This is a genomic window from Streptomyces sp. NPDC026575, assembly GCF_055567415.1.
In genome coordinates, this window is the sequence record NZ_JBVHQM010000005.1 from 48,910 (window position 1) to 68,505 (window position 19,596).

Consider the following 19,596-nt stretch of genomic DNA (forward strand, 5'->3'; position numbering starts at 1 on the left):
GACGAGAGCCGCAGGTCGGTGCAGGTCCATCAGGTCAGTGCAGGTCTATCTCGTAGGCGTGACGGTGGTCTGCGGGGCAGGTGAAGATGCGCAGATCTCCCCAGCGGCCGACGATCACCCCCGTCTCGTCGTCGCTGGCCACGGTGAACAGCAAGGTCATGTCCGTCCCGCAGTCACCGCAGACGAAGGTCATGGGGTGCGCCAGGTGCCAGGTAGGCCAGCCGCCGAGTTTCCAGCCGGCGAGGCGGGTGATGACGTCACCGCCGTCGCCGGTCTCGCGGACCAGCTCCGCAAGCCGTGGACGGAGTTCCGCCGGCAGCTCCTCACGGAAGGGGAAGTCGGTCACGCGCTCAGGGGTGAGGGCGCACGGCTGCGGTAGGTAGCCGTCCTCCTCCCAGCGCGAGGGCGACGGCGGAGTCGTCAACGGACCGATCACGTCAGCGGCACGACGCCATCGCACCTCGACCACAGGGCTGTCGTCGGCCTGCCGGGCCGGAGGATCCCCGTGTTCATTCGGGCACCAAAGGATCTGAAGGAGGTCGATACCAACGGGCCACCAGGGTCCCGGCACATCGCGGCGGAAGATCTGTGCGACGGGCACCATCGCCGTGGCAGGCGCACCGTCAGGGCAGTTCTCGTCGGGCAAGGAGCACTCGGGCCACGGCTCGTCACCGGGCCACAGCAGTGGTCCGCCGATGGAACTGTCCCGGCAGTCCGGCTCTGCCCGCTCGGGGTGAAGTATGACCGCCTCGCGCGCGTGAGGGGCAAGTTCGGGAAGCACCGCGAGTATCTGTTCGCTCGTCGGTCTGGGGGTGTGGGTCATCGTGCCTCCCGGTCAGCTGCTCGTGGCTCGCTCGCAGCGTAGAGGCCGTCAGTGACAACCGGTCCACATCGCGGTGGTCCAGCGGGCTACCCCGGGTTCACCGGGGCGTCGACCGACGCCCCTGGGCGGCGGACCGGAAATGACGTGGCCATCCATCCCCCGAGAGCGCAGTCAAGTATGCACGGACAACGCAACCAGGGCGTATGGGGGTGTGCGACGTACGGGTTGCGTGAGGGCGCAGGGCTCGGAGCGTGATGCGCACATTGCGCATCGTGTGTGCGTCGTTGTGAGGTGGTTGCGCCTTTTGGGCTCCGTCATGGTCGGCGAAACTGTGAATTCCGATCAGTTGCCGCGTGAGCGACCGGCCGTCGACAAGGCCGTGCTGATTGCGCGGAGGAAGTTCTAGGCCGGGGAGGGTTATGCCCAGTGGTAGAGGAGTTGCGTCAAGGCATCTAAGCACCGGTCCGGTCCCTCGCCGCATATTCGCGGGTTTGGGCCTGACGGCAGTGAATTGGACACTGTATTGGACGGCTGCTACGGCTTGGACCGAAGTGTTCTTCTTCGGGCTGTGGCTCGGCTACATCCTCACGGTCGACGGACTGGTCCACCGGCGCACCGACACCTCGCCCATCGACCGGGGCCCGGCCTGCTTCGTCCTCGTCTTCGTCTTCTCCGTCCCCTTCTGGTGGGTGTTCGAATGGTGTAACTGGCGCCTGCACAACTGGTCCTACGTGCATCCGGTTCCGCAGAATCAGATCAGCCACGTGCTGTTGTTCTCGCTGTGTTTCAGCACTGTGGTGCCCGCCCTCTTGGAAACCGCGGAGCTGCTGCGGTCCATGCGGCTCTTTCGCGGTCCCTGGCGGGGTCCGCGTCTGCCGCGGAACGCCCTGTTGTCGTGGTCGATGACGGCACTCGGCATCGTCGGGTTCGTGATGATGCTGTGGTTTCCACGCCAGCTGTTCCCGATGGTGTGGATGTTCCCGCTGATGATCCTCGACCCGATCAACGGTCGTCTGGGCTGGCCCAGTATCTGGGACGAGGCGGCCCACGGCCGGTGGCGACTTCCGTTCGTGCTGGCTACGACGGGGCTGGCGTGCGGGTTCCTCTGGGAGTTCTGGAACTACTGGACCGCCGGGGTGCACTGGGTCTACCACCTGCCGGATTTCCTCTCGCACCCCCGTCTCTTCCAAATGCCGCTGCCGGGCTACCTCGGATACGTCCCGTTCACCGCTTCCGCCTACGCCTGCTATCAGACCGCGCGCAACCTGCTCGTGCCACGCCTCGGGGCTCTCGTGGGAAGCCAAGCGGCGAAGAGAGGAGACCGGCATGCGCGCAGCGCGCTATCGGCGCCTGGGCATCACCGAGCCGGTGGCGCAGCAGGGCTTCGAGAGGTGCCGTAGGGCAACTCGGCGGACCGGTGAGATCGAGTACGCGACAACCCTGCTCTTGCCCCGCGAACTCCGGGTCGCGATCTGGGCGCTGTACGGCGCGGCTCGCACCATCGACGACCTTGCTGAGGAAGACGCAAACCGTGTGGGCGGGCCCCGGCGGCTGCCCACCTGGATCCGGGCGTTCGAGCAGGACGTGCACCGGGGTCGCAGCGACGATCCGATCTGTGCCGCGCTCCTTCACACCGTGCGTGCCTGGCACCTGCCCCCCGACTACCTTCGAACGGTCTTCGAGGGACAACTCGCCGACGCCGCCGGCCAGGAGTTCGCCACGTGGGACGACTGGTACGACTACGTCGCCCTGGTCAACGCGCCCTTCGTGATCCAGACGGCATCGATGTTCGTTCAGAACGCCGGCCTGTCCGTAAGTCTACGCAAGGAGGCCGAGGCCCTGGACGTATGGCAGAACCTGGCGCGGGCGATCAACCTCACTGACACTCTTGCCGATCTCGGGGAGGACGGTGCGTGCGACCGTATCCGACTGCCTGCCGAGGTCATGGGCCGCTTCGGTGTGCGACGCGACGATCTGCTGGAGGGCCGCGGTTCCCGCCGTCTGGAGGACTTGATCCACCATCTCACCGACACCGCACGGCAGTGGTTCGACAACTCGCCACAGCTGCCGCCCATCCTGCATCCCGCGATGGGCACCGCCCTCACCTGCTACGTCGACCTTCACCGCATGCTGCTGGACGCCGTCGACCGTCAGGCGGCCGCTCTCCCACGCCATCGGATCACGATCAGCCCGCGACACTCACGACGCCGGCTGCTCTCCGCGCGGACAACCACCGCGCTCGCTTGGGCACTCTTCCCGTCTCCGCTCGGCGATCTGTCGTTCTGCGCTCCCGCTCCGCCTCCCCGCACCGGCATCGACACCCCGGCGTCCCAGCCGATGGTCCCGCCCCAGCCGCGGGGCCCGCGGTCCACCAGTCCGGCCGCGCCCGACCTCCCCGCCCACCTGCTTCCCCGCCACGTCGCCGTCATCATGGACGGCAACGGCAGATGGGCCGCCGCCCAGGGCCGGCCGCGCACCGACGGACACCGGGCCGGTATGAAAGCCCTCGACGACGTGGTCCACGGAGCACTCGACATCGGACTCGCCCACCTGACCGTATACGCCTTCTCCACCGAGAACTGGAAGCGTCCCGCCGCCGAGGTCAACGCCCTCCTGCACACGCTGCCCCGCGACACGCTCCAAGAGCATGCCGCGGTCTGGCACGAGCAGGGCGTCCGCATCCGCTGGACCGGACAGCGCGCCGGGCTGCCTCTCGACATGGTCAGCATCCTGACGTCCCTGACCGAACAGACCCGCCACAACACCCGACTCACGCTCACGCTGTGTGTGAACTACGGAGGCCGGGCGGAGATCACCACGGCCGCGAGCCGCCTCGCGGCGGATGCGATCGCCGGACGCGTCGAGCCGGGCACGGTGTCCGAGGCGCAGTTCACCACCTACCTTCACCTCGCCGGCCTGCCCGACGTCGACCTCTTGCTCCGTACCGGCGGAGAGCAGCGCCTCTCCAACTTCCTGCCGTGGCACACCGCCTACGCCGAGATGATGTTCCTCGACACGCCGTGGCCGGAGTTCGATCGCCGAGCCCTCTGGTGCGCCATCGATGCCTACACGCGGCGCACACGTCGCCATGGAGCCGCCCAGGCCACCGCCCAGAAACGCCCTAGTCGGCGCGGCCCGTCGCCGCCACCGTGACGCCCAGGCCGATCATCGCGAAGCCGCCCGCCCCGCCGACCATCGAAAGGCGGCGGTCCGAGCGGGCGAACCAGGAGCGGGCCGCCGAGGCGCCCAGGCCCCACAGGGTGTCGGTGACCATGCCGATGGTGACCGGGACCAGGCCCAACAGCATCATCTGGAGGGGGACATGGCCCGTTGCGTGGTTCACGAACTGCGGCAGCACCGCCGCGAAGAAGACGATGCCCTTCGGGTTGGTGACGCCCACGAGAATGCCGTCCAGGATCGTGCGCAGATCGCCGCGCCGCTCGGCGACCGGTGCCGCCATGTCCGCCGCGCGCATCTCCTTGCGGTGCCGGAATGCCTGCACGCCGAGGTAGACGAGGTACGCCGCTCCCGCCAGCTTCACCCCCATGAACACCGCCGCCGAGGTCTCCACCAGCGCCCCGAGGCCCCAGGCCACCGCGATCACCAGGCCGTACGAGCCGATCAGGTTGCCGAGGACCGTTGCCAGCGCCGTGCGGCGGCCGTGCGCGAGGGCCCTGCCGATCACGAACAGCACGCTCGGGCCCGGAATCACGATCACCAGTAGCGACATCGCCGCGAACGCGAGGATGCTCTCCGTGGACACCATGCGCCCGTCACCTCCTGGAATGTTGCCCAGGGGGCATACAAGCAGATGGCTGCCCGCCGAAACCACCCGATGCGCTGGTCGGCCCGGAGTCCGGCGGAGCGTGGAGGTGGCGGTCCTGCCGCGCCAGAACAGCCGGTTCTGGGTGCCAGAAGTGAAGGATCTTGGACTTCTGGCGGGTAACCCACCACCCTTGAAGCCGGCCCCGGCTCCCGCTCATCGCCTATCGGGACCGACCTCACGGGCCACTCATCCGCCCCAAGGCAACGCACCGGAGCCGACGCATATGCGGCGCTGGGAACTGTTCAACAACATGCGCACGCTCACCGCCTTCGCCGCCTTCGTTCTCCTGATCGTCCTAGGGCCTGTCCGATGGGTCCTGGCCGGGCCCGACCCATCGGACAGGCCCTAGACGTCGGCGGGCTGCGCACGGCCGTCCACTCCGCGCATGACCGGGCGGTCGGGTCCTAGGCGTACGGGGTGGAGCGGCGGGTGGCGGTGGGCGCGGGGCCGGGGGCGTCGCAGTGCCAGGTGCCAGACGGCCATCAGGGCGCCGGTCAGCAGCGCGCTGTGCCACAGCAGGGTGTCCAGCCGGCCCGCCGCGAGGTAGGCACCCGTGGCCACCGCCGCCAGTGCGCACACGGCGCGGTCGACGATGCTCTCGACGGAGAGCAGGGTGGCACGTGGTGCGCCATGGGGAATGGCGTCGTTCACCAGCTTGCGCTGGAGCGGGTAGACGAAGCCGCAGACGGCGGCGAACAGGCAGAGCAGAGCGATCACGGTCCATGGGCCGCCGAGGGCGAGACCGGCCAGTGTCCCGGCCATCGCGAGGCTGAGCAGGGTCACCCATGACGCCGGCCGCAGCCGTGCGGTGAGCCACTGCGGGCGGGCCGAGGCCACCGCCTCCGCGACGGTCATGGCGGCCAGTACCGCGCCGTGCGAGCCCTCTCCGATGCCGTGGTCCAGCAGAACCGGCTGGAAGAGGTTGACCTGGCAGATGCGGGAGAGGGTGAAGACGGCCACGCCCTGCACCATGACCAGGGCGAGCCACGGGGTGGCGCGTACGGTGCGCAGCGCGGCGGTGGCGTCGTGCAGGGCCGCGAGCCGGCGGCGCGGTCCGGTCGCGGGCGGGGAGGGGGCGGCTTGGGCCGGCAGGACCAGGGCGCAGAGGAGGGAGCCGGCGGCGCTGACGGCGCTCAGTGCGTAGGGCGCGCCGTGCGCGAGCGCCATGAGCGGGCCGACCAGCGGCCAGCACAGCACCTTCGCGCCCAGGCCCCATGCCCTCGCCTGTCCCTCGGCCTTCAGGTAGTGCTCGCCCGCGCCCTGGGCGCGCAGGCTGTCGTAGAGGTAGGCGCTGGCGGCGCCGGAGGTCAGGGAGCGACCGGCGGCGATCGCCAGGAAGTGCGCCAGAAAGCCGGTGTAGGTGGGAGCGAGGAGGGGGGCCAGGTTCGCCGCGGTCATCACCACGGCGCCGGCGCGCAGGCAGTTGCGGGCCCCGATGCGGTCGGCCACCAGTCCGGTCGGGATCTCGAACAGGCAGAAGGCGATGTAGTAGACGCTCTGGATGCCGAAGATCTGTCCGTCGGAGAGGCCCGCCTGCCGTTGGTAGGCGTAGAAGACCGGCATCCACCACAGGAGGTTGAACAGCAGCTGGAAGGCGTTGTTCAGGCGGATGATCCGGCGGGCGCGTGGCGGCAGGGGGCGGGGAGCCGTCCGTGGTGCAGCGGCGCCGCCCGGGTGGGCGGTGCGGCGGCTCATCGGGCGTAGGGGCGGATCTGGACCAGGTGGAACGCGCCCTGATCGGTCATCAGCCACTCGATGTCGAGCGGGCGGTCCACGTCCGGTGCGCTGAAGTGCGACTGGAGCAGCCGGCCGGCCAGGGCCAGGTCCGCCAGCCGCTCCCGCGTGGCGGCGGGCAGGTCCGTGCCGGACGCTCCGACCGCGACGGTGCGGCCGCCGCCCTCGACGGTGTTGTAGAGGTACTGCAGGGGCGGCGCCGTGCCGTCGACGACGGCCTCCGGTGACCCGGGCGAGCAGTTGAGGAAGACGTTGCGGAAGTCCGAGCGCCTGGTCGGATTGCAGGTCACCAGCACTCCGCCGAGAGCGGCCGGCAGGTACGGCTGGACGATCACGCCCATGTAGGTGTCGTCGAGGGAGATGCCCGCCTGGTGCCGGAGCCGGACGCTGCGCGGCGACAGCAGGGAGGCCCATACCTCGCGTACGGCGGCGAGGAGGTCGTCCGCGCCGTGCACGGAGGTGACCGAGGTGTAGACGCCCGCGGCGGAGAAGCCGGGCAGGTCCTCGGCGTTGGCGGAGGAGCGGACCACCAGACGGCGTCCGGCAGCCGGCCCGGTGGGCAGTGCCCGGAGGATTTCGCGGGCCACCTCGGCGGGGAGGGCGGTGGTGCGGATGAGGTGCTGCAGCCGCAGGCAGAGCGGTTCCAGGGCCTCGGGGGCGCCGTGGTCGAGGACCGCCTTGAGCCGGCGGATGCCCTGTCGCAGTGCCGGGGAGGAGCGCAGGAAGCGATGCTGGAGGCCGAAGGGGAGGGCGATGCCGTCCGGCGTGCCGACGGTGCCGGCGACGAAGTCGGCCGCCGCGGTGCGGAGTTCGCCGGGGGCCGCCGGGTGCGGGGTGCCGAGGCGGGCGGCCAGGTGCCGGAAGAGGTCGGGGCGGGGCGGTCGTGGCTTCCCGTGGAAGGCGGTGAGGTCGGCGGTGCGGGCGTGCCGGACGTGGTGGAGTTCCCCGAGGTGGGCCGCCTTGGTGCCGTAGCGGTTCTGGTCCGCGAGACGCAGCCGGTGCAGCGGCCGCGCCGAGATGTCGTCCAGCAGCGGTGTCCGCAGCCGGATCGGCTGCCGGGTCCGGGCCGGAGCTGCGAGCGGCACCGCCGTCGCGGCGAGCGGGACGAGGCTGATGTCGTCCTCGGTCACCCGGTATTGGACCCAGCCGCCGTCCAGGCTCTCGGCCCCGATGAGTCGGTCCAGGTCACGGACGATGGCGTTGGGGATGCCCCAGCCTGCGGCGAGGACGTTGGTGTGGGAGAGCGGGGTGGTCGCCGCGGTGTTGATGAAGCCCGCGACGCGCGGCACATCGTCCGGCAGGCACGGCATGGCCAGGATGTCGGCTCCGCCGAGGGTGCCGGCCGCGGCCGTGTACTCCTCGGTGGTACGGAAGTGGCGGAGGCGGCCGGCGGCTTCGCCGGGGTTGAGCGGGGTGCGGGTGCGGTGGCCGAAGAGCTCGTGGCTGAGGATCCGCGGCACCCGGACGTCGCTGATGGCGGCAAGAGCGTGCTCCTGGCCGTGGTTCGCCGGCTTCAGCAGCAGCGACAGCCGGCCGTCGAGCCGGTGGCGGACGAAGGTGTAGAACTCCTCCAGCAGCGAGCCGTCCATCGTGTCGGCCTCGGTCGTCTCCAGGACGAGGAAGGGCCGGGGGCGGCCCTGGGGGTCCTGGGGGTCCTGGTCGGTGTGCAAGGAGAGCACTCCGAGCAGGAAGCGGCGGTCGGGGGCCATGTAGACCGAGGCGTTGAAGGCGTCCAGGCAGGAGTCGAGTTCGGCCGGTTCCATGCCGAGGACGCGGGTGGCGATGTAGTCGACGTGGAAGGGGTGGACGGCGGTGTCGAGCAGATGCCAGGTGTCCTCGGTGCGGTCCACCACGACCTTGAGGTACGGGTGGCCGGCGAGGGAGCCGGCGAGGCTCCGGAACAGCGGCAGCGCGAGGTGTGCGCCGACGGCGGTGCGATCGGCGACGGGGCGTGCAGCGGCGGCCGGCGGAACGAGGGTGGCGTTCATGAGCGGGCCTCCGTGGCGCCGGTGAGGGGCAGGACCTTCGGCAGGGCGTGCACAAGGGCCTGGAAGTCGTGGAGCACGGTCGCCGGGTCGGTGGCGGACAGCAGGCAGAGCGCCGCCATCGTGTTGGCGCCCGCGGTCGGGTCGTACACCGGCACCGGGGCGCCGTCGGGGAGCGAGTTCTCGGCCACCACGGACAGCCGGCTGCCGGCGCTGAGCGGCACCGCGTCCCGTACCGTCGGGAAGTCCCAGAGGCGGCGGTCCGGCCAGGCGTCACCGGCGGCGTCGACGGCGAGGACGACGAGCGAGCCGGCCGCACCGGACGCGTCCTGGGAGGTGAGGGCCTGGGCGGGCCATTCGACCGGCCGCCCCAGCAGCTGGTCGACGAGCATGCCGATGAGGTCCAGCCCGAAGACCTCCTCGATCTGGGGGACGGTCATCGCGCCGCCGAACCGTGCGGCGGTCTCGATCACCCACATCCGGCCGTCCGCACCGAGCTTGATCTCCGTGTGGATACCGCAGTTCTCCAGGCCGAGCGCGTCGACGGCGTCGCGCGCGAGGGCCACGATGCGCCGCTGGGTGTCGTCCGGCAGCGGCACGGGGGTGATACCGGCGCGCTCGGTGAACGGCGCCACGGTCGGCATCCGGCCACTGAGGCACACCGGGCGGAACTCCCCGTCGGCGACGACGCCCTCGACGCTGACGTAGTCGCCCCAGCCGCTCTGGTCGAACCAGCCGTCGGCGGTGCCGGGGACGATCTCCTCGACGAGGAAGTCCCCGCCGGCTCCGGCCACATGGAGCTCGGCGTAGCCCAGCTCGGCGGATTCGGCCATCACGGCAGCCGCCCGGTCCCAGGCCGCCGGTATCTCGTCGGCGGAGCGGATGATCTGGTGTGCGGTGGAGCCCGCGCTCCAGGCGGACTTCAGCAGGAGGGGGAGGCGGAGCGTGGCGGCCGCGTCGCGGAGGTCCTGCTCGTCGGCCACCGGACGGAACCGCGGCTGGGAGATGCCGCGCTGCATCCAGGTGCGGCGCATCAGCCGCTTGTCGCGGGCGAGCGCGCTGAAGCCGCCGGCCCCGGCGAGGCCGAGTTTCACACACGCCTCGGCGACCGCGACGACGGCGTACTCGGAGAAGCTGATGACCGCATCGGCGCCGACGGCCTCGGCCCGGGAGACGATCAGGGAAACCAGGTCGTCCTCTTCCGTCCCGGCGGGGGTCAGCACCGAGGCGCACAGCCGCTCGGCGACCGGGGCCGCGCTGGGGGGAAGCGTGCTGAGCGCCAGCAGGTGCACTGCCGACCGCGCGGCGACCCGCGACAGGGCATACCCCAAGGGCGGACCGCCCTTGGCATACACAAACAGCACCGTGGTCACTGGAATTCGACTCCTCTACAGGCGGGGGTGGGGGCCGTTCCTACCGGTGGACCGGGGCGGCCGACGGCGCCGGATCCGCTGTCCGTTCGCCGTACTTCAAGAGAAGCAGCCGGGCGGCACCGGATGCGCCGCTGAGGGCCTCACTCACTCAGGCAAACGCCAGAGTTGTGGAGTTCGCCGTCACCTGGTGAAGATTTCGTGATGCGGTATGGCGGTGAGGAGAGCACGTACGGCGGCCGGGGCCCGCGCGCCCAGATCGGCCGAGAAGCGGGCATGTGACCGGGGGGCTCCGGATACGCATGGCGGTGGCGCACCCTGCGCGCCGTCGTCGAACTCGTTGAACTCTTCGCCAAAGAGGGGCCGTTGTGAACGAGACCGGTCTGAAGTCGCTGCTCGCACACCTTCCGGTGTCCTGGTGGGAGGCCGACGGTGAACTGCGGGTGATCGACAGCGGGGGTGGTGCCTTCGGCGACCGGGGCACCGCACAGCGCTTCCTGGACACCGTGCGCCAGGAGCTGTCCGACCCGCCCGCCTCCGGAGCAAGCCACTGGCAGGCCCGGTTCGACGGCCGGCTCTTCGACGTGCACTGGCGTCCCGGCGTACCGCGGCAGGGCCGCTCCCGCGGGCTCGCCGTGGAGGTGGACGGGGACCCGGCCGCGCACCGCCGCTACGACGCCTTCGCCGACCTCGCCCCCGCCGCGGCCTTCATCCGGGACTCCGACGGCCGCCACCTGTGGGCGAACCACGCCTACGCCCACCTGTACGGCACCACACCGGAGCACGTCATCGGCAAACACATCGCGGAGGTCGACTCCCCCGTCGACGCGGCGCGGATCCTCGCCCTCGACAAGGACGTGCTCACTCGCGGGAAGCCGGTGCGGCACACCCTCACCTACCACCGCCCGGACGGCAGCAGCGGGCAGGCGGCCGGCCACCGCTTCCCCGTACAGGAGGGCACCGAGACCTGTGTGGCCGGCATCTACATCGACATCAGCGACTACACCCGCGCGCTCCACCAGCGTCGGGAGGCCGAGGAGAGCCTGTGCGCGCTGCGCGACCACAGTGGGCTGCCGTGCGCACTGATCTCCGCGGGCGGCCGGATCCAGCAGGCGAGCGCGGCGGCCGCCGAACTACTGCAGATCCGGCTGTCCGACCTGGTCGGCCGCCGGGCCGACAGCGTGCTGGCACCCGCCTCGGAATCAGCCGGGCTGTGGCGCGGCTGGCGCGATCTGATAGTCCGCCGCAGCCGGCGGATCCAGACCTCCGCTGTGCTCGTCGACGCCCACGGCCGGCAGCGCCGGGCCCGGCTGCACCTGACGACGGTGGGCCGGGGCACGGCCCGCGCCACCAGCGTCTGGGCGGTCGTCACCCACCAGGGCATCGCCCATGAGTCCCACCCGGCCCTGACGGCAAGTCAGGAACGCATTCTGTCGCTCCTGGCGGTCGGCCGCAGCAACGCGGACATCGCCATCTCGCTGCACCTCTCCCGCCAGACCGTCGACTACCACCTCAGCCGCCTCCGGGACCTCCTGGGCGCCCCCAACAGATGCGCACTGGTCGCCCGCGCCTACGCCCTCGGCATCCTCGTCCCGCAGTCCTGGCCGCCGCGCTCGGTGACCGGCACCCCCGCACCGAGAAGCAGGTAGCCGGGCCCGGCCCGCTCCCGGTACGGCCCGCTCCCGGTACGGCCCGCTCCAGGCCCGGTCGGCGGCCACCGCGGCGAGATCCTGCCGGTTCGTCCCCTCGCGCGCCCGGGTTCGCTCGCCCCGGCAGAGGGTGATGGAAAATGGTGCTATGCGCGGGTTCGGCTGGCTCTCGGCACTGGGGCGTCCGCTCCGGCGCGCACCGCGCCGCCTGTGGGCCGACAGACGCCGAGGCCACCAGCGAGGTCACCGGACCCCCGGCCCTGGGCGCGACGCCGCAGAAGCCGGCCCGGTGGCGCGTCGCGCCGCCGACCGTTCCTGGAAGGCGTTCCTGACCTCGCTCTGCAGCCTGCGGACCGTCGCCGGCCAGGCGTTCGTATGGCAGCTGACGGTCCTGATCCTGATCGCGGCCACCGCGATGGTGACCCTGGTGGTCAAGACCACCAACGACGCCCAGGGCGATGCCCGCCACCGCTCCCTCGCCGTCGCGGAGGGCTTCGCCCACTCCCCCGGTGTCGTGCAGGCGCTGAAGTCGCCCGATCCCACGGCGGCACTCCAGCCGCTCGCAGAGGCCGCCCGGAAGGGTTCCGGCGTGGGTTTCGTCTCCGTGCTCAGCAAGAGCGGGATCCGCTACACCGACCCCGCACCCGGCCTGATCGGCCAACGCGCCCAGGGCGACATCGGCCGTGCCGCGGCCGGCGGATCGTTCACCGAACTCTTCAAGGGCAGGCCGCAGAGCGCGGTCCGGGCCCTCGTGCCCGTCACGGACGCCGACGGCACGGTGATCGGAATCGTCAGCGCGGGCGTGCAGACCGTGGATGTCGGCGCCACGGTCAGCCGCCAGTTGCCGCTCCTCGTGGGTGTCGCGGCGGGCTCGCTGGTCCTCGCCGCGGGCGGGGCGGCGCTGGTCAGCAGGCGGCTGCAACGTCAGACGCACGGCCTGGGCCCCGTCGAGATGACCCGGATGTACGAGCACCACGACGCCGTCCTGCACTCCGTCCGGGAAGGTGTGCTGATCCTGGACGCGGAGAAGCGGCTGATACTGGCCAACGACGAGGCCCGGCAGCTGCTCGGCATGCGCGCGAGCGCGGAGGGGCTGCCTCTGGACGCACTGGGCCTGGTCCCGGAGATGGCCGCGCTGCTGGGGTCCGGGCGCACCGTGACCGACGAGGTCCATCCGTCCGGGAGCCGCCTGCTGGCCGTCAACCTCCGGCCCACGGCCGTGCACGGCGGGTCCGACGGATGGGTCGCCACGCTGCGCGACACCACCGAGCTGAGTGCGCTGGCCGGCCGGGCCGAGGAGGCCCGGGAGCGGCTGAAGCTGCTGAACGAGGGCAGCACCCGCATCGGCAGCACCCTCGACCTGGGGCGCACGTCGCAGGAACTGGCCGACGTGGCGGTACCCCGGCTCGCCGACTTCGTCAGCGTCAACCTGTTGGAGACCCTGCTGACCGGAGACGAGCTGCCCCCGGGACCGATCACCGGCGCCGAGCTGCGCCGGGTGGCGCACCGGTCCGTTCTGGAGGGCACACCGGAGGCCCTGGTCGAGGTGGGCGACGTCGTCTTCTACCCCGAGGACTCACCGCAGACGCGCTGCCTGGCGACCGGGCAGTCGGAGCTGCATCGCGTGGCGGATCCGGCCATCGACGCCTGGCTGGCAGCGGACCCCGCGCGTTTGGCCAAAGGCCGCGCATACGGATTCCACTCGTGGATCGAGGTGCCGTTGATCGCGCGGGGTACGACGCTGGGAGTGGTGGACTTCGCCCGGTCCCGGCACCCCGAGCCGTTCGAGGCCGACGATCTGGCCCTCGCCGAGGAGCTGGTCGCCCGCACCGCCGTCTGTCTGGACAACGCCTGGCGCTTCAACCGCGAGCGCACGGCGGCGCTCACCTTGCAGCACAGCCTGCTGCCACGGCGGCTGCCGGAGCAGTCGGCCGTGGAGGCGGCCTTCCGGTATCTTCCGGCCGATCCCCGGATGGGGGTGGGCGGCGACTGGTTCGACGTGATCCCGTTGTCCGGCGCACGGGTGGCACTCGTCGTCGGTGATGTGGTCGGACACGGTATTCACGCCTCCGCGACCATGGGCCGACTGCGCTCCGCCGTACGGACCCTCGCCGATGTCGATCTGGCTCCCGACGAGCTGCTCACCCAGCTCGACGACCTCGTCATCAGGCTGACCGCCGAATCCGAGTCCGACGGGGAGTTCGCCGCCCCGGGAGACGTCGGCGCCACCTGCCTGTATGCCGTCTACGACCCGGTGTCGGGCCGCTGCTGCCTCGCCCGCGCCGGGCACCCGGCACCCGCGGTGACCCGTCCGGACGACACCGCCGCCCTCTTGGACCTGCCGGCCGGGCCCCCGCTCGGGCTGGGTGGGCTGCCCTTCGAAGCGATGGAGACGGAACTGCCCGAAGGGAGCCTGCTCGCCCTCTACACAGATGGCCTGGTCGAGTCCCGGGAGCGTGGGATGGACGCAGGGCTCGACGCGCTGCAGCGGGCGCTGACGGCTCCGGGCCGCTCGCTGGACGCCCTGTGCGACAAAGTCGTGGAAACCCTGCTTCCGGACCGCCCCGCCGATGACGCCGCCCTGCTGCTGGCCCGTGTCCAACGCCTCGACACCGAGCGGGTCGCGACCTGGGACGTGCCCGCCGACCCCGCGGCGGTGGCCGGCGTCCGTGCGGACGCCGTCCGCCGGCTGTCGGCCTGGGGTTTGGAGGACATCGCCTTCGTCACCGAACTGGTCGTCAGCGAGCTCGTCACCAACGCCGTCCGGTACGGCGCCGCTCCGATCCGGCTGCGGCTGATCCGCGACCGCGCGCTGATCTGCGAGGTGTCCGACGGCAGCAACACCGCACCCCACCTGCGCCGGGCCCGCGTGTTCGACGAGGGCGGCCGGGGCCTGCTGCTCGTCGCACAGCTCGCCGAGCGCTGGGGTACCCGGCAGACCACCCACGGCAAGGTCATCTGGTGCGAGCAGACGCTGCCTGCGGGCGGATGAGCGGGGCGGCACCCTCCCGGTGCCGCCCCTGGGGGACGCCTCCCCGTCGGGCTCAGGCCAGGTCGAACCGGTCGAGATTCATCACCTTGCCCCACGCCGCCACGAAGTCGCGCACGAACTTCTCTGTCGCGTCCTCGGACGCGTAGACCTCCGAGACGGCTCGGAGCTGGGAGTGCGAACCGAAGAGGAGATCGACGGCGGTGGCGGTCCACTTGACCTCGCCCGTCGTGCGATCGCAGCCGTCGAACACGTTCTCGGCGGAGGCCGACGCCTTCCACTCCGTGCCCATGTCGAGCAGGTTGACGAAGAAGTCGTTGGTCAGTGTCTCCGGCCGCTGAGTGAAGACGCCGTGCGGGGAGCCCTTGAAGTTGGTGTTCAGGGCCCGCATCCCGCCGATCAGCACCGTCATCTCGGGAGCGGTCAGCGTCAGCAGGTTGGCGCGGTCCAGCAGGAGGGTCTCCGGCGACAACTTCTCGCCCGCCCGGAGGTAGTTGCGGAACCCGTCGGCCCTGGGTTCGAGCACGCCGAACGACTCCACGTCGGTCTGCTCCTGCGAGGCGTCCGTGCGCCCCGGTGCGAACGGGACCGTGATGTCGTGTCCGGCGTTCCTCGCGGCCTGCTCGACGGCCGCGCACCCGCCCAGGACGATCAGGTCGGCGAGCGAGACCTTCGTTCCGCCGGTCTGCGAGCCGTTGAAGTCCTGCCGGATCCGGTCGAGGGTCTCCACCACCTCGGCGATCTCGGGCAGGGCGTTGACCTCCCAGTCCCGTTGCGGCGCCAGCCGGATCCGTGCCCCGTTGGCCCCGCCGCGCTTGTCGGTGCCGCGGAAGCTGGCCGCCGCGGCCCAGGCGGTGCCGGCCAGCTGGGAGACGGACAGCTTCGAGGCAAGGATCCTGGCCTTGAGGTCGGCGATGTCCCCGTCCGCGACCAGGTCGTGATCGACCTCGGGGACGGGGTCCTGCCACAGCTGCGGCTCGGCGACCCACGGGCCGAGGTAGCGCGAGAGGGGCCCCATGTCGCGGTGCAGCAGCTTGTACCACGCCTTGGCGAAGGCCACCGCGAGCTTGTCCGGGTTCTCGTGGAAGCTCTTCGAGATCGGCCCGTAGATCGGATCCAGCTTCAGCGCGAGGTCCGTCGTCAGCATCATGGGAGCGTGCCGCTTCGAGGGGTCATGAGCATCGGGCACGGTGCCCTGGGCCGACGGATCCTTGGGAGTCCACTGCTTCGCGCCGGCGGGGCTCGTCGTCAGCTCCCAGTCGTACCTGAACAGGTTGTCCAGGTAGCCGTGGTCCCACTTCGTCGGCTCGGCCGTCCATGCGCCCTCAAGTCCGCTGGTGAGCGCGTCGGAGCCCTTGCCGCTGCCGTACGTGTTCCGCCAGCCGAGGCCCTGCTGCTCCAGGGGAGCCGCCTCGGGCTCCGGGCCGATGTACGAGGGATCGACCGCGCCATGGCACTTGCCGAAGGTGTGGCCGCCGATGATGAGCGCAACGGTCTCCTCGTCGTTCATCGCCATGCGCCCGAAGGTCTCGCGGATGTCCCTGGCGGCGGCCATCGGATCCGGGTTTCCGTTGGGCCCCTCCGGATTGACGTAGATCAGTCCCATCTGCACGGCGCCGAAAGGGGTGGCGAGATCCCGGTCGCCGCTGTAGCGCTCGTCTCCGAGCCAGGTGTCCTCTGGCCCCCAGAAGATCTCCTCGGGCTCCCAGATGTCCTCTCGACCGAAGCCGAACCCGAACGTCTTGAACCCCATGGATTCCATCGCGCAGTTACCCGCGAAGATCAGCAGATCGGCCCAGGAGATCTTCCGGCCGTACTTCTGCTTGACCGGCCAGAGCAGCCGGCGTGCCTTGTCGAGACTCGCGTTGTCCGGCCAACTGTTGAGGGGGGCGAAGCGCTGAGCGCCGGCGCCGCCACCACCCCGGCCGTCGTCGATGCGGTACGTGCCCGCGGCATGCCAACTCATCCGGATGAAAAGCGGCCCATAGTGTCCGTAGTCGGCCGGCCACCAGTCCTGTGAATTCGTCATGACCTCGAAGACGTCCCGCTTCAGCGCGTCGACATCGAGGGTCGCGAACTCGTCCGCGTAGGAGAAGTCCCTGTCCATCGGATTGGACCGCGACGAGTGCTGGTGGAGAATCTGCAGGTCCAGCTGATTGGGCCACCAGTCCCGGTTCGTCTTGGGCCGAGTCGGAGAGGGGGCCGGGGAGTCGATTACTGGGTTCTCGCTTTCACTGCCGGACATATTCCGTCCTTCTTTCTCTCTCGGTGTTCCTTCAGCCGGCTGCTCGCTCCGCGGCACTCGGCGCGGGCCAGCGGCCAGCGAGAACCGTCCCTCACGCACGACGCCGGTGATCGAGCCCGGGTCGGCGTCCGTATGGTTGCGCACCGAAGACCGCACCGCCACGAGAACACGCAGGGCACCGCCGCATCACAAGATTCGGTTCCCGCGGATCGAGCGTCGAGCGGCTTCCCGCGCGCTCCCACGGGGACGTGTCTATCGTGCAAGTAGGCGGCCTTACTCGACCGCGGACCGTCTGTTGGGAGAACATCCGGCATTTGTCCGCCCTCATTCGAGGGGAGCCATCGATGGTGTCCGGCAAGAGCACGGGGCCCCTGGAGCAGTACCGCGGCGTGGCCACCGGGGCATGAGGCCGGGCTCGGACCGCGTAAGGGGCCACCGAGGTCTGGGTGTACGCATTGCGCTGCGTGTCCAGATAGAGCCGCCCCCGACGCTTGTTCTTGCGTGCCTCGGTCGTCAGCTCTCCCTCGCGGACACGGGGGGCACGGTGCGTGGCCCAGCGGCGGCGCGCAGTGCCGTGCGCCCGCCGAACCGGACGCGGGGACCGGCCCTGGGCAGCGGACGGAGAGGGTCAGGCGTGCCCACGCACGAAGGCCCCGGCGCCCAACTCGATCCGGTGTGCCAATTCGACGTCGACGTCGGTGAGCCCCGTAGCGCTGTGGAGCGTGAACTGCACGACGCCGCCACGGATGTCGATATCGGGACGGCGGTCCAGCCGCTGCGTGTCGACCACGATCCTCTCCAGCATGCGGACGACCGTGGGGAAGTCGTGTGCCTCGATGGTGCGTCGCAACACATTGCCGTCGCGCCGCCATTCCCTCATTTCGGCGCCGGACATCCGGTCTTCGATCTCGCTGTCATCAAGGACTCTGGTCACGGTTTTTCCCTCCCGCCTGATCCGCATAGCTACCGGTCCCGCGATGCCGCCCTACTCACACTGTGATCCGCCTCTGTCCCGGGGGCAACACGGCAACAGGCCACGGCATGCGATCTCTGCGCCCCGAAGGTGTCATGAAAAGGAAGGAGGTGGTCTCGGCGTGGCACGACCTGTGTGGAACGGAGCCCTGACCTTCGGACTGGTCACGCTGCTTATCTAGACCGTGTGCCTATCTGCCCAGGTCAGATGAGTGTGAATGGCTGAGGGACGTACGGTCAGTCTCGTCAACGCAGGCGGTCAACCGAGAGCTGGCCGCAGGAGCGTGAAGGGGCCCCAGGCAGTAGCCGCCCGCCGAGCAGGGCCGCGCAGGCTCCGACGGTCAGCAGCCCGCCGACGAGGAAGGTGCCCTGCACGTCGGCGAGCGGCAGGACCAGTTCGGACCTGGACGCGCCGTGCAAGCAGCGGCATCAAGCGGATCTTCGACCGGCTGGTGGCCAAGTGCGGTGCGGTCGAGGTGACCAGGTTGATCGCGTTGCCTGGTCGGACCTACGTTGGCGAGCCGTTCGAGGCGATGGCTTCTCAGGTATGCCGAGACCAGAAGGCGACGAACGCGATGTAGGCGATGGCGGCGGTTGCCACGAACCAGAAGTACGGATCGCCGCTTCTTCCGGATGCCAGTTCACCGATGAAGGCGTAGAGATTCGCCACGGTAAGCACCACGCCCGTGCCAGCCCAGGCTCGCCCTCCGATCCGGGCGAAGCGCTCGTCGGGAGCCTTCTCGGTGAGGCCCTGATAGGTCTCGCTCCGGCGTCCCAGCAGCACTAAGGCAAGACTGCAGACCGCCAGGATCCCGAACGTCACCAGGCCGAGAGCGAGGCGGCCGCCGAAAGTCGCGGCCACGAGGCAGGCGCCTCCGACGGCGAGGAAGAAGCCGGGGACGGACCGCCCGGCTCTGTTACTGGTCATCTGCTGGGCTCTCTTCGACATGGAACATCTCCTCAACGCTGACCTCGAAGAACCTGGCCATGGACAAAGCGAGCGGCAGGGAAGGTGTGTACCGCTCGGTCTCGATTGCGTTGATCGTTTGCCGTGAGACCCCGAGCGCTGTGCCTAGCTGGCCCTGGGAGAGTCCTCGTGACGACCGCAGCTCCCTGACGCTGTTTCGCATGTGTAAAGCTTACTTGTCACCCCTCAGTGGTTGTCAAGCTTGCTTTACAGGAAGGGCAGGGCTCGCGCGGCGCCTCGGGCACCGTGTTCACCGTGCTGGTGGCCAGCCCGGTGTGGAAGGGCGAGTGCATCCCTGACCGCCCCTTGGAAGGCCACAACCCCGCCCGCGAGTGCGGCTCCGGTGGTGTCACTTCTCACCGACATTTCGCGACGCCCCGCCGCAACCGAATGCATCTGCCGCGTGGGGTGACGCTCAAATGATCAAGCAGGTCCTTCGGGATTGCCCATTCACCCCGCGGTCGAAAGCACCCACTCAGGTTGGCTCGTGCTGATTGCCGTCCCGGATCATCTGTCGGAGGCTCGTGCGGGCCGCGGCAAGGTCCTGCTGAAGCTCATGGCGTGATCGGCTAGTGGCCGGAGCTGGGCCAGCTCGTGTTCGAGCTTCCTGTTGGCTTCCGTAAGTTCGGTGATCCGCTCAGTCAGCTTCCGATTGCTGATCTGATCGAGCTGATGTCCGAGGTGCTGCCGCATAGCGGCTCGGAGCTGATTACGTTCCGTGCGGAGTTCTTTGATCTCCTCGCGGGCCATGGCCAGGTCGGTGTGGAGGCTGGCGGGGCTTGCCCGGCGGCCTTGGGCCGCTTCGGTGACGGGAGCCTGTTCCTGCCGCTGGATGGCTGCTTGGACGTGTTCGCGGATGCCTTCGGCGTAGACGAGCCAGGTTGACACTTTCGCAGTGCGGGCGACGGCGGCGAAGGAGATCGGCTCGCCGTCGTCCAGCATGCGCCGAATGGCGTCGAGCACGCGTTGGCGTTTGAGGAGGCTGGTCTGTCGCCGGGATTCGGCGAGGACGTCAGCGGGGGTTCGGGTAGTCATC

14 protein-coding genes and 1 pseudogene are annotated in these 19,596 nt (G+C 70.2%); 4 read left to right on the plus strand and 11 right to left on the minus strand.

The window, feature by feature from the left end:
• Positions 1 to 34: 34 nt before the first annotated feature.
• Positions 35 to 424 (minus strand): YwqG family protein, encoded by a 390-nt coding sequence (locus ACZ4NB_RS08165; protein ID WP_467659274.1) that lies wholly within the window; start codon positions 422 to 424, stop codon positions 35 to 37.
• A gap of 950 nt (positions 425 to 1,374) precedes the next feature.
• Between ACZ4NB_RS08165 and ACZ4NB_RS08170 the strand changes: the two genes are divergently transcribed.
• Positions 1,375 to 2,223, plus strand: coding sequence for a hypothetical protein (locus ACZ4NB_RS08170; RefSeq protein ID WP_467659276.1), 849 nt, complete (start codon positions 1,375 to 1,377; stop codon positions 2,221 to 2,223).
• The gene (uppS, locus tag ACZ4NB_RS08175) at positions 2,150 to 3,976 is read left to right on the plus strand and encodes a polyprenyl diphosphate synthase (protein ID WP_467659277.1); all 1,827 of its coding nucleotides are present in this window, start codon (positions 2,150 to 2,152) and stop codon (positions 3,974 to 3,976) included. Before ACZ4NB_RS08170 ends, uppS begins: the two co-directional genes overlap by 74 nt.
• On the opposite strand, the gene ACZ4NB_RS08180 is transcribed toward uppS, so the two are convergent.
• The 4 genes from ACZ4NB_RS08180 to ACZ4NB_RS08195 form a co-directional block, all read right to left on the minus strand.
• A complete protein-coding gene (locus tag ACZ4NB_RS08180) occupies positions 3,945 to 4,589 on the minus strand; it encodes a LysE family translocator (RefSeq protein ID WP_467659279.1) in 645 nt (214 codons plus the stop codon). The genes uppS and ACZ4NB_RS08180 overlap by 32 nt on opposite strands.
• A gap of 405 nt (positions 4,590 to 4,994) precedes the next feature.
• On the minus strand, positions 4,995 to 6,344 hold the full coding sequence (locus ACZ4NB_RS08185; RefSeq protein WP_467659281.1) for an MFS transporter: 1,350 nt from the start codon (positions 6,342 to 6,344) through the stop codon (positions 4,995 to 4,997).
• Positions 6,341 to 8,371, minus strand: a complete 2,031-nt coding sequence (locus ACZ4NB_RS08190; protein ID WP_467659283.1) for a PEP/pyruvate-binding domain-containing protein — start codon at positions 8,369 to 8,371, stop codon at positions 6,341 to 6,343. The genes ACZ4NB_RS08185 and ACZ4NB_RS08190 overlap by 4 nt, the downstream gene beginning before the upstream one ends.
• On the minus strand, positions 8,368 to 9,741 hold the full coding sequence (locus ACZ4NB_RS08195) for an ATP-grasp domain-containing protein (RefSeq protein WP_467659284.1): 1,374 nt from the start codon (positions 9,739 to 9,741) through the stop codon (positions 8,368 to 8,370). The genes ACZ4NB_RS08190 and ACZ4NB_RS08195 overlap by 4 nt, the downstream gene beginning before the upstream one ends.
• A 365-nt stretch (positions 9,742 to 10,106) precedes the next feature.
• On the opposite strand from ACZ4NB_RS08195, the gene ACZ4NB_RS08200 reads away from it, so the two are divergent.
• Entirely contained in the window at positions 10,107 to 11,387 is a 1,281-nt protein-coding gene (locus tag ACZ4NB_RS08200) for a helix-turn-helix transcriptional regulator (protein ID WP_467659286.1), read from the plus strand.
• A gap of 148 nt (positions 11,388 to 11,535) precedes the next feature.
• Positions 11,536 to 14,379 carry a SpoIIE family protein phosphatase gene (locus ACZ4NB_RS08205; RefSeq protein ID WP_467659288.1) on the plus strand — a complete coding sequence of 948 codons (2,844 nt, stop codon included), beginning with the start codon at positions 11,536 to 11,538 and terminating at the stop codon, positions 14,377 to 14,379.
• A gap of 52 nt (positions 14,380 to 14,431) precedes the next feature.
• Here ACZ4NB_RS08205 and katG read toward each other — a convergent pair whose 3' ends face one another.
• The 6 genes and pseudogenes from katG to ACZ4NB_RS08235 form a co-directional block, all read right to left on the minus strand.
• On the minus strand, positions 14,432 to 16,621 hold the full coding sequence (gene katG / locus ACZ4NB_RS08210; RefSeq protein ID WP_467659290.1) for a catalase/peroxidase HPI: 2,190 nt from the start codon (positions 16,619 to 16,621) through the stop codon (positions 14,432 to 14,434).
• Positions 16,622 to 17,006: 385 nt separating this feature from the next.
• Positions 17,007 to 17,144 (minus strand): annotated as a pseudogene (ligD, locus tag ACZ4NB_RS08215) (non-homologous end-joining DNA ligase LigD); the annotation flags it as partial.
• 105 nt (positions 17,145 to 17,249) lie between these two features.
• On the minus strand, positions 17,250 to 17,555 hold the full coding sequence (locus ACZ4NB_RS08220) for a 4a-hydroxytetrahydrobiopterin dehydratase (protein WP_467659292.1): 306 nt from the start codon (positions 17,553 to 17,555) through the stop codon (positions 17,250 to 17,252).
• 579 nt (positions 17,556 to 18,134) lie between these two features.
• A complete protein-coding gene (locus ACZ4NB_RS08225) occupies positions 18,135 to 18,542 on the minus strand; it encodes a hypothetical protein (RefSeq protein ID WP_467659294.1) in 408 nt (135 codons plus the stop codon).
• Positions 18,511 to 18,723 (minus strand): helix-turn-helix transcriptional regulator, encoded by a 213-nt coding sequence (locus tag ACZ4NB_RS08230; RefSeq protein WP_328743602.1) that lies wholly within the window; start codon positions 18,721 to 18,723, stop codon positions 18,511 to 18,513. The genes ACZ4NB_RS08225 and ACZ4NB_RS08230 overlap by 32 nt, the downstream gene beginning before the upstream one ends.
• 344 nt (positions 18,724 to 19,067) lie before the next feature.
• Entirely contained in the window at positions 19,068 to 19,595 is a 528-nt protein-coding gene (locus ACZ4NB_RS08235; RefSeq protein ID WP_467659296.1) for a DUF6262 family protein, read from the minus strand.
• Position 19,596: the final 1 nt, after the last annotated feature.

Bases quoted from the DNA above. Each gene is read 5' to 3' on its own strand.
- uppS (WP_467659277.1), top strand. From the start codon at position 2,150: ATGCGCGCAGCGCGCTATCGGCGCCTGGGCATCACCGAGCCGGTGGCG.
- ACZ4NB_RS08180 (WP_467659279.1), bottom strand. From the start codon at position 4,589: ATGGTGTCCACGGAGAGCATCCTCGCGTTCGCGGCGATGTCGCTACTG.
- ACZ4NB_RS08185 (WP_467659281.1), bottom strand. From the start codon at position 6,344: ATGAGCCGCCGCACCGCCCACCCGGGCGGCGCCGCTGCACCACGGACG.
- ACZ4NB_RS08190 (WP_467659283.1), bottom strand. From the start codon at position 8,371: ATGAACGCCACCCTCGTTCCGCCGGCCGCCGCTGCACGCCCCGTCGCC.
- ACZ4NB_RS08205 (WP_467659288.1), top strand. From the start codon at position 11,536: ATGCGCGGGTTCGGCTGGCTCTCGGCACTGGGGCGTCCGCTCCGGCGC.
- katG (WP_467659290.1), bottom strand. From the start codon at position 16,621: ATGTCCGGCAGTGAAAGCGAGAACCCAGTAATCGACTCCCCGGCCCCC.
- ACZ4NB_RS08225 (WP_467659294.1), bottom strand. From the start codon at position 18,542: ATGTCGAAGAGAGCCCAGCAGATGACCAGTAACAGAGCCGGGCGGTCC.
- ACZ4NB_RS08230 (WP_328743602.1), bottom strand. From the start codon at position 18,723: ATGCGAAACAGCGTCAGGGAGCTGCGGTCGTCACGAGGACTCTCCCAG.
- ACZ4NB_RS08235 (WP_467659296.1), bottom strand. From the start codon at position 19,595: ATGACTACCCGAACCCCCGCTGACGTCCTCGCCGAATCCCGGCGACAG.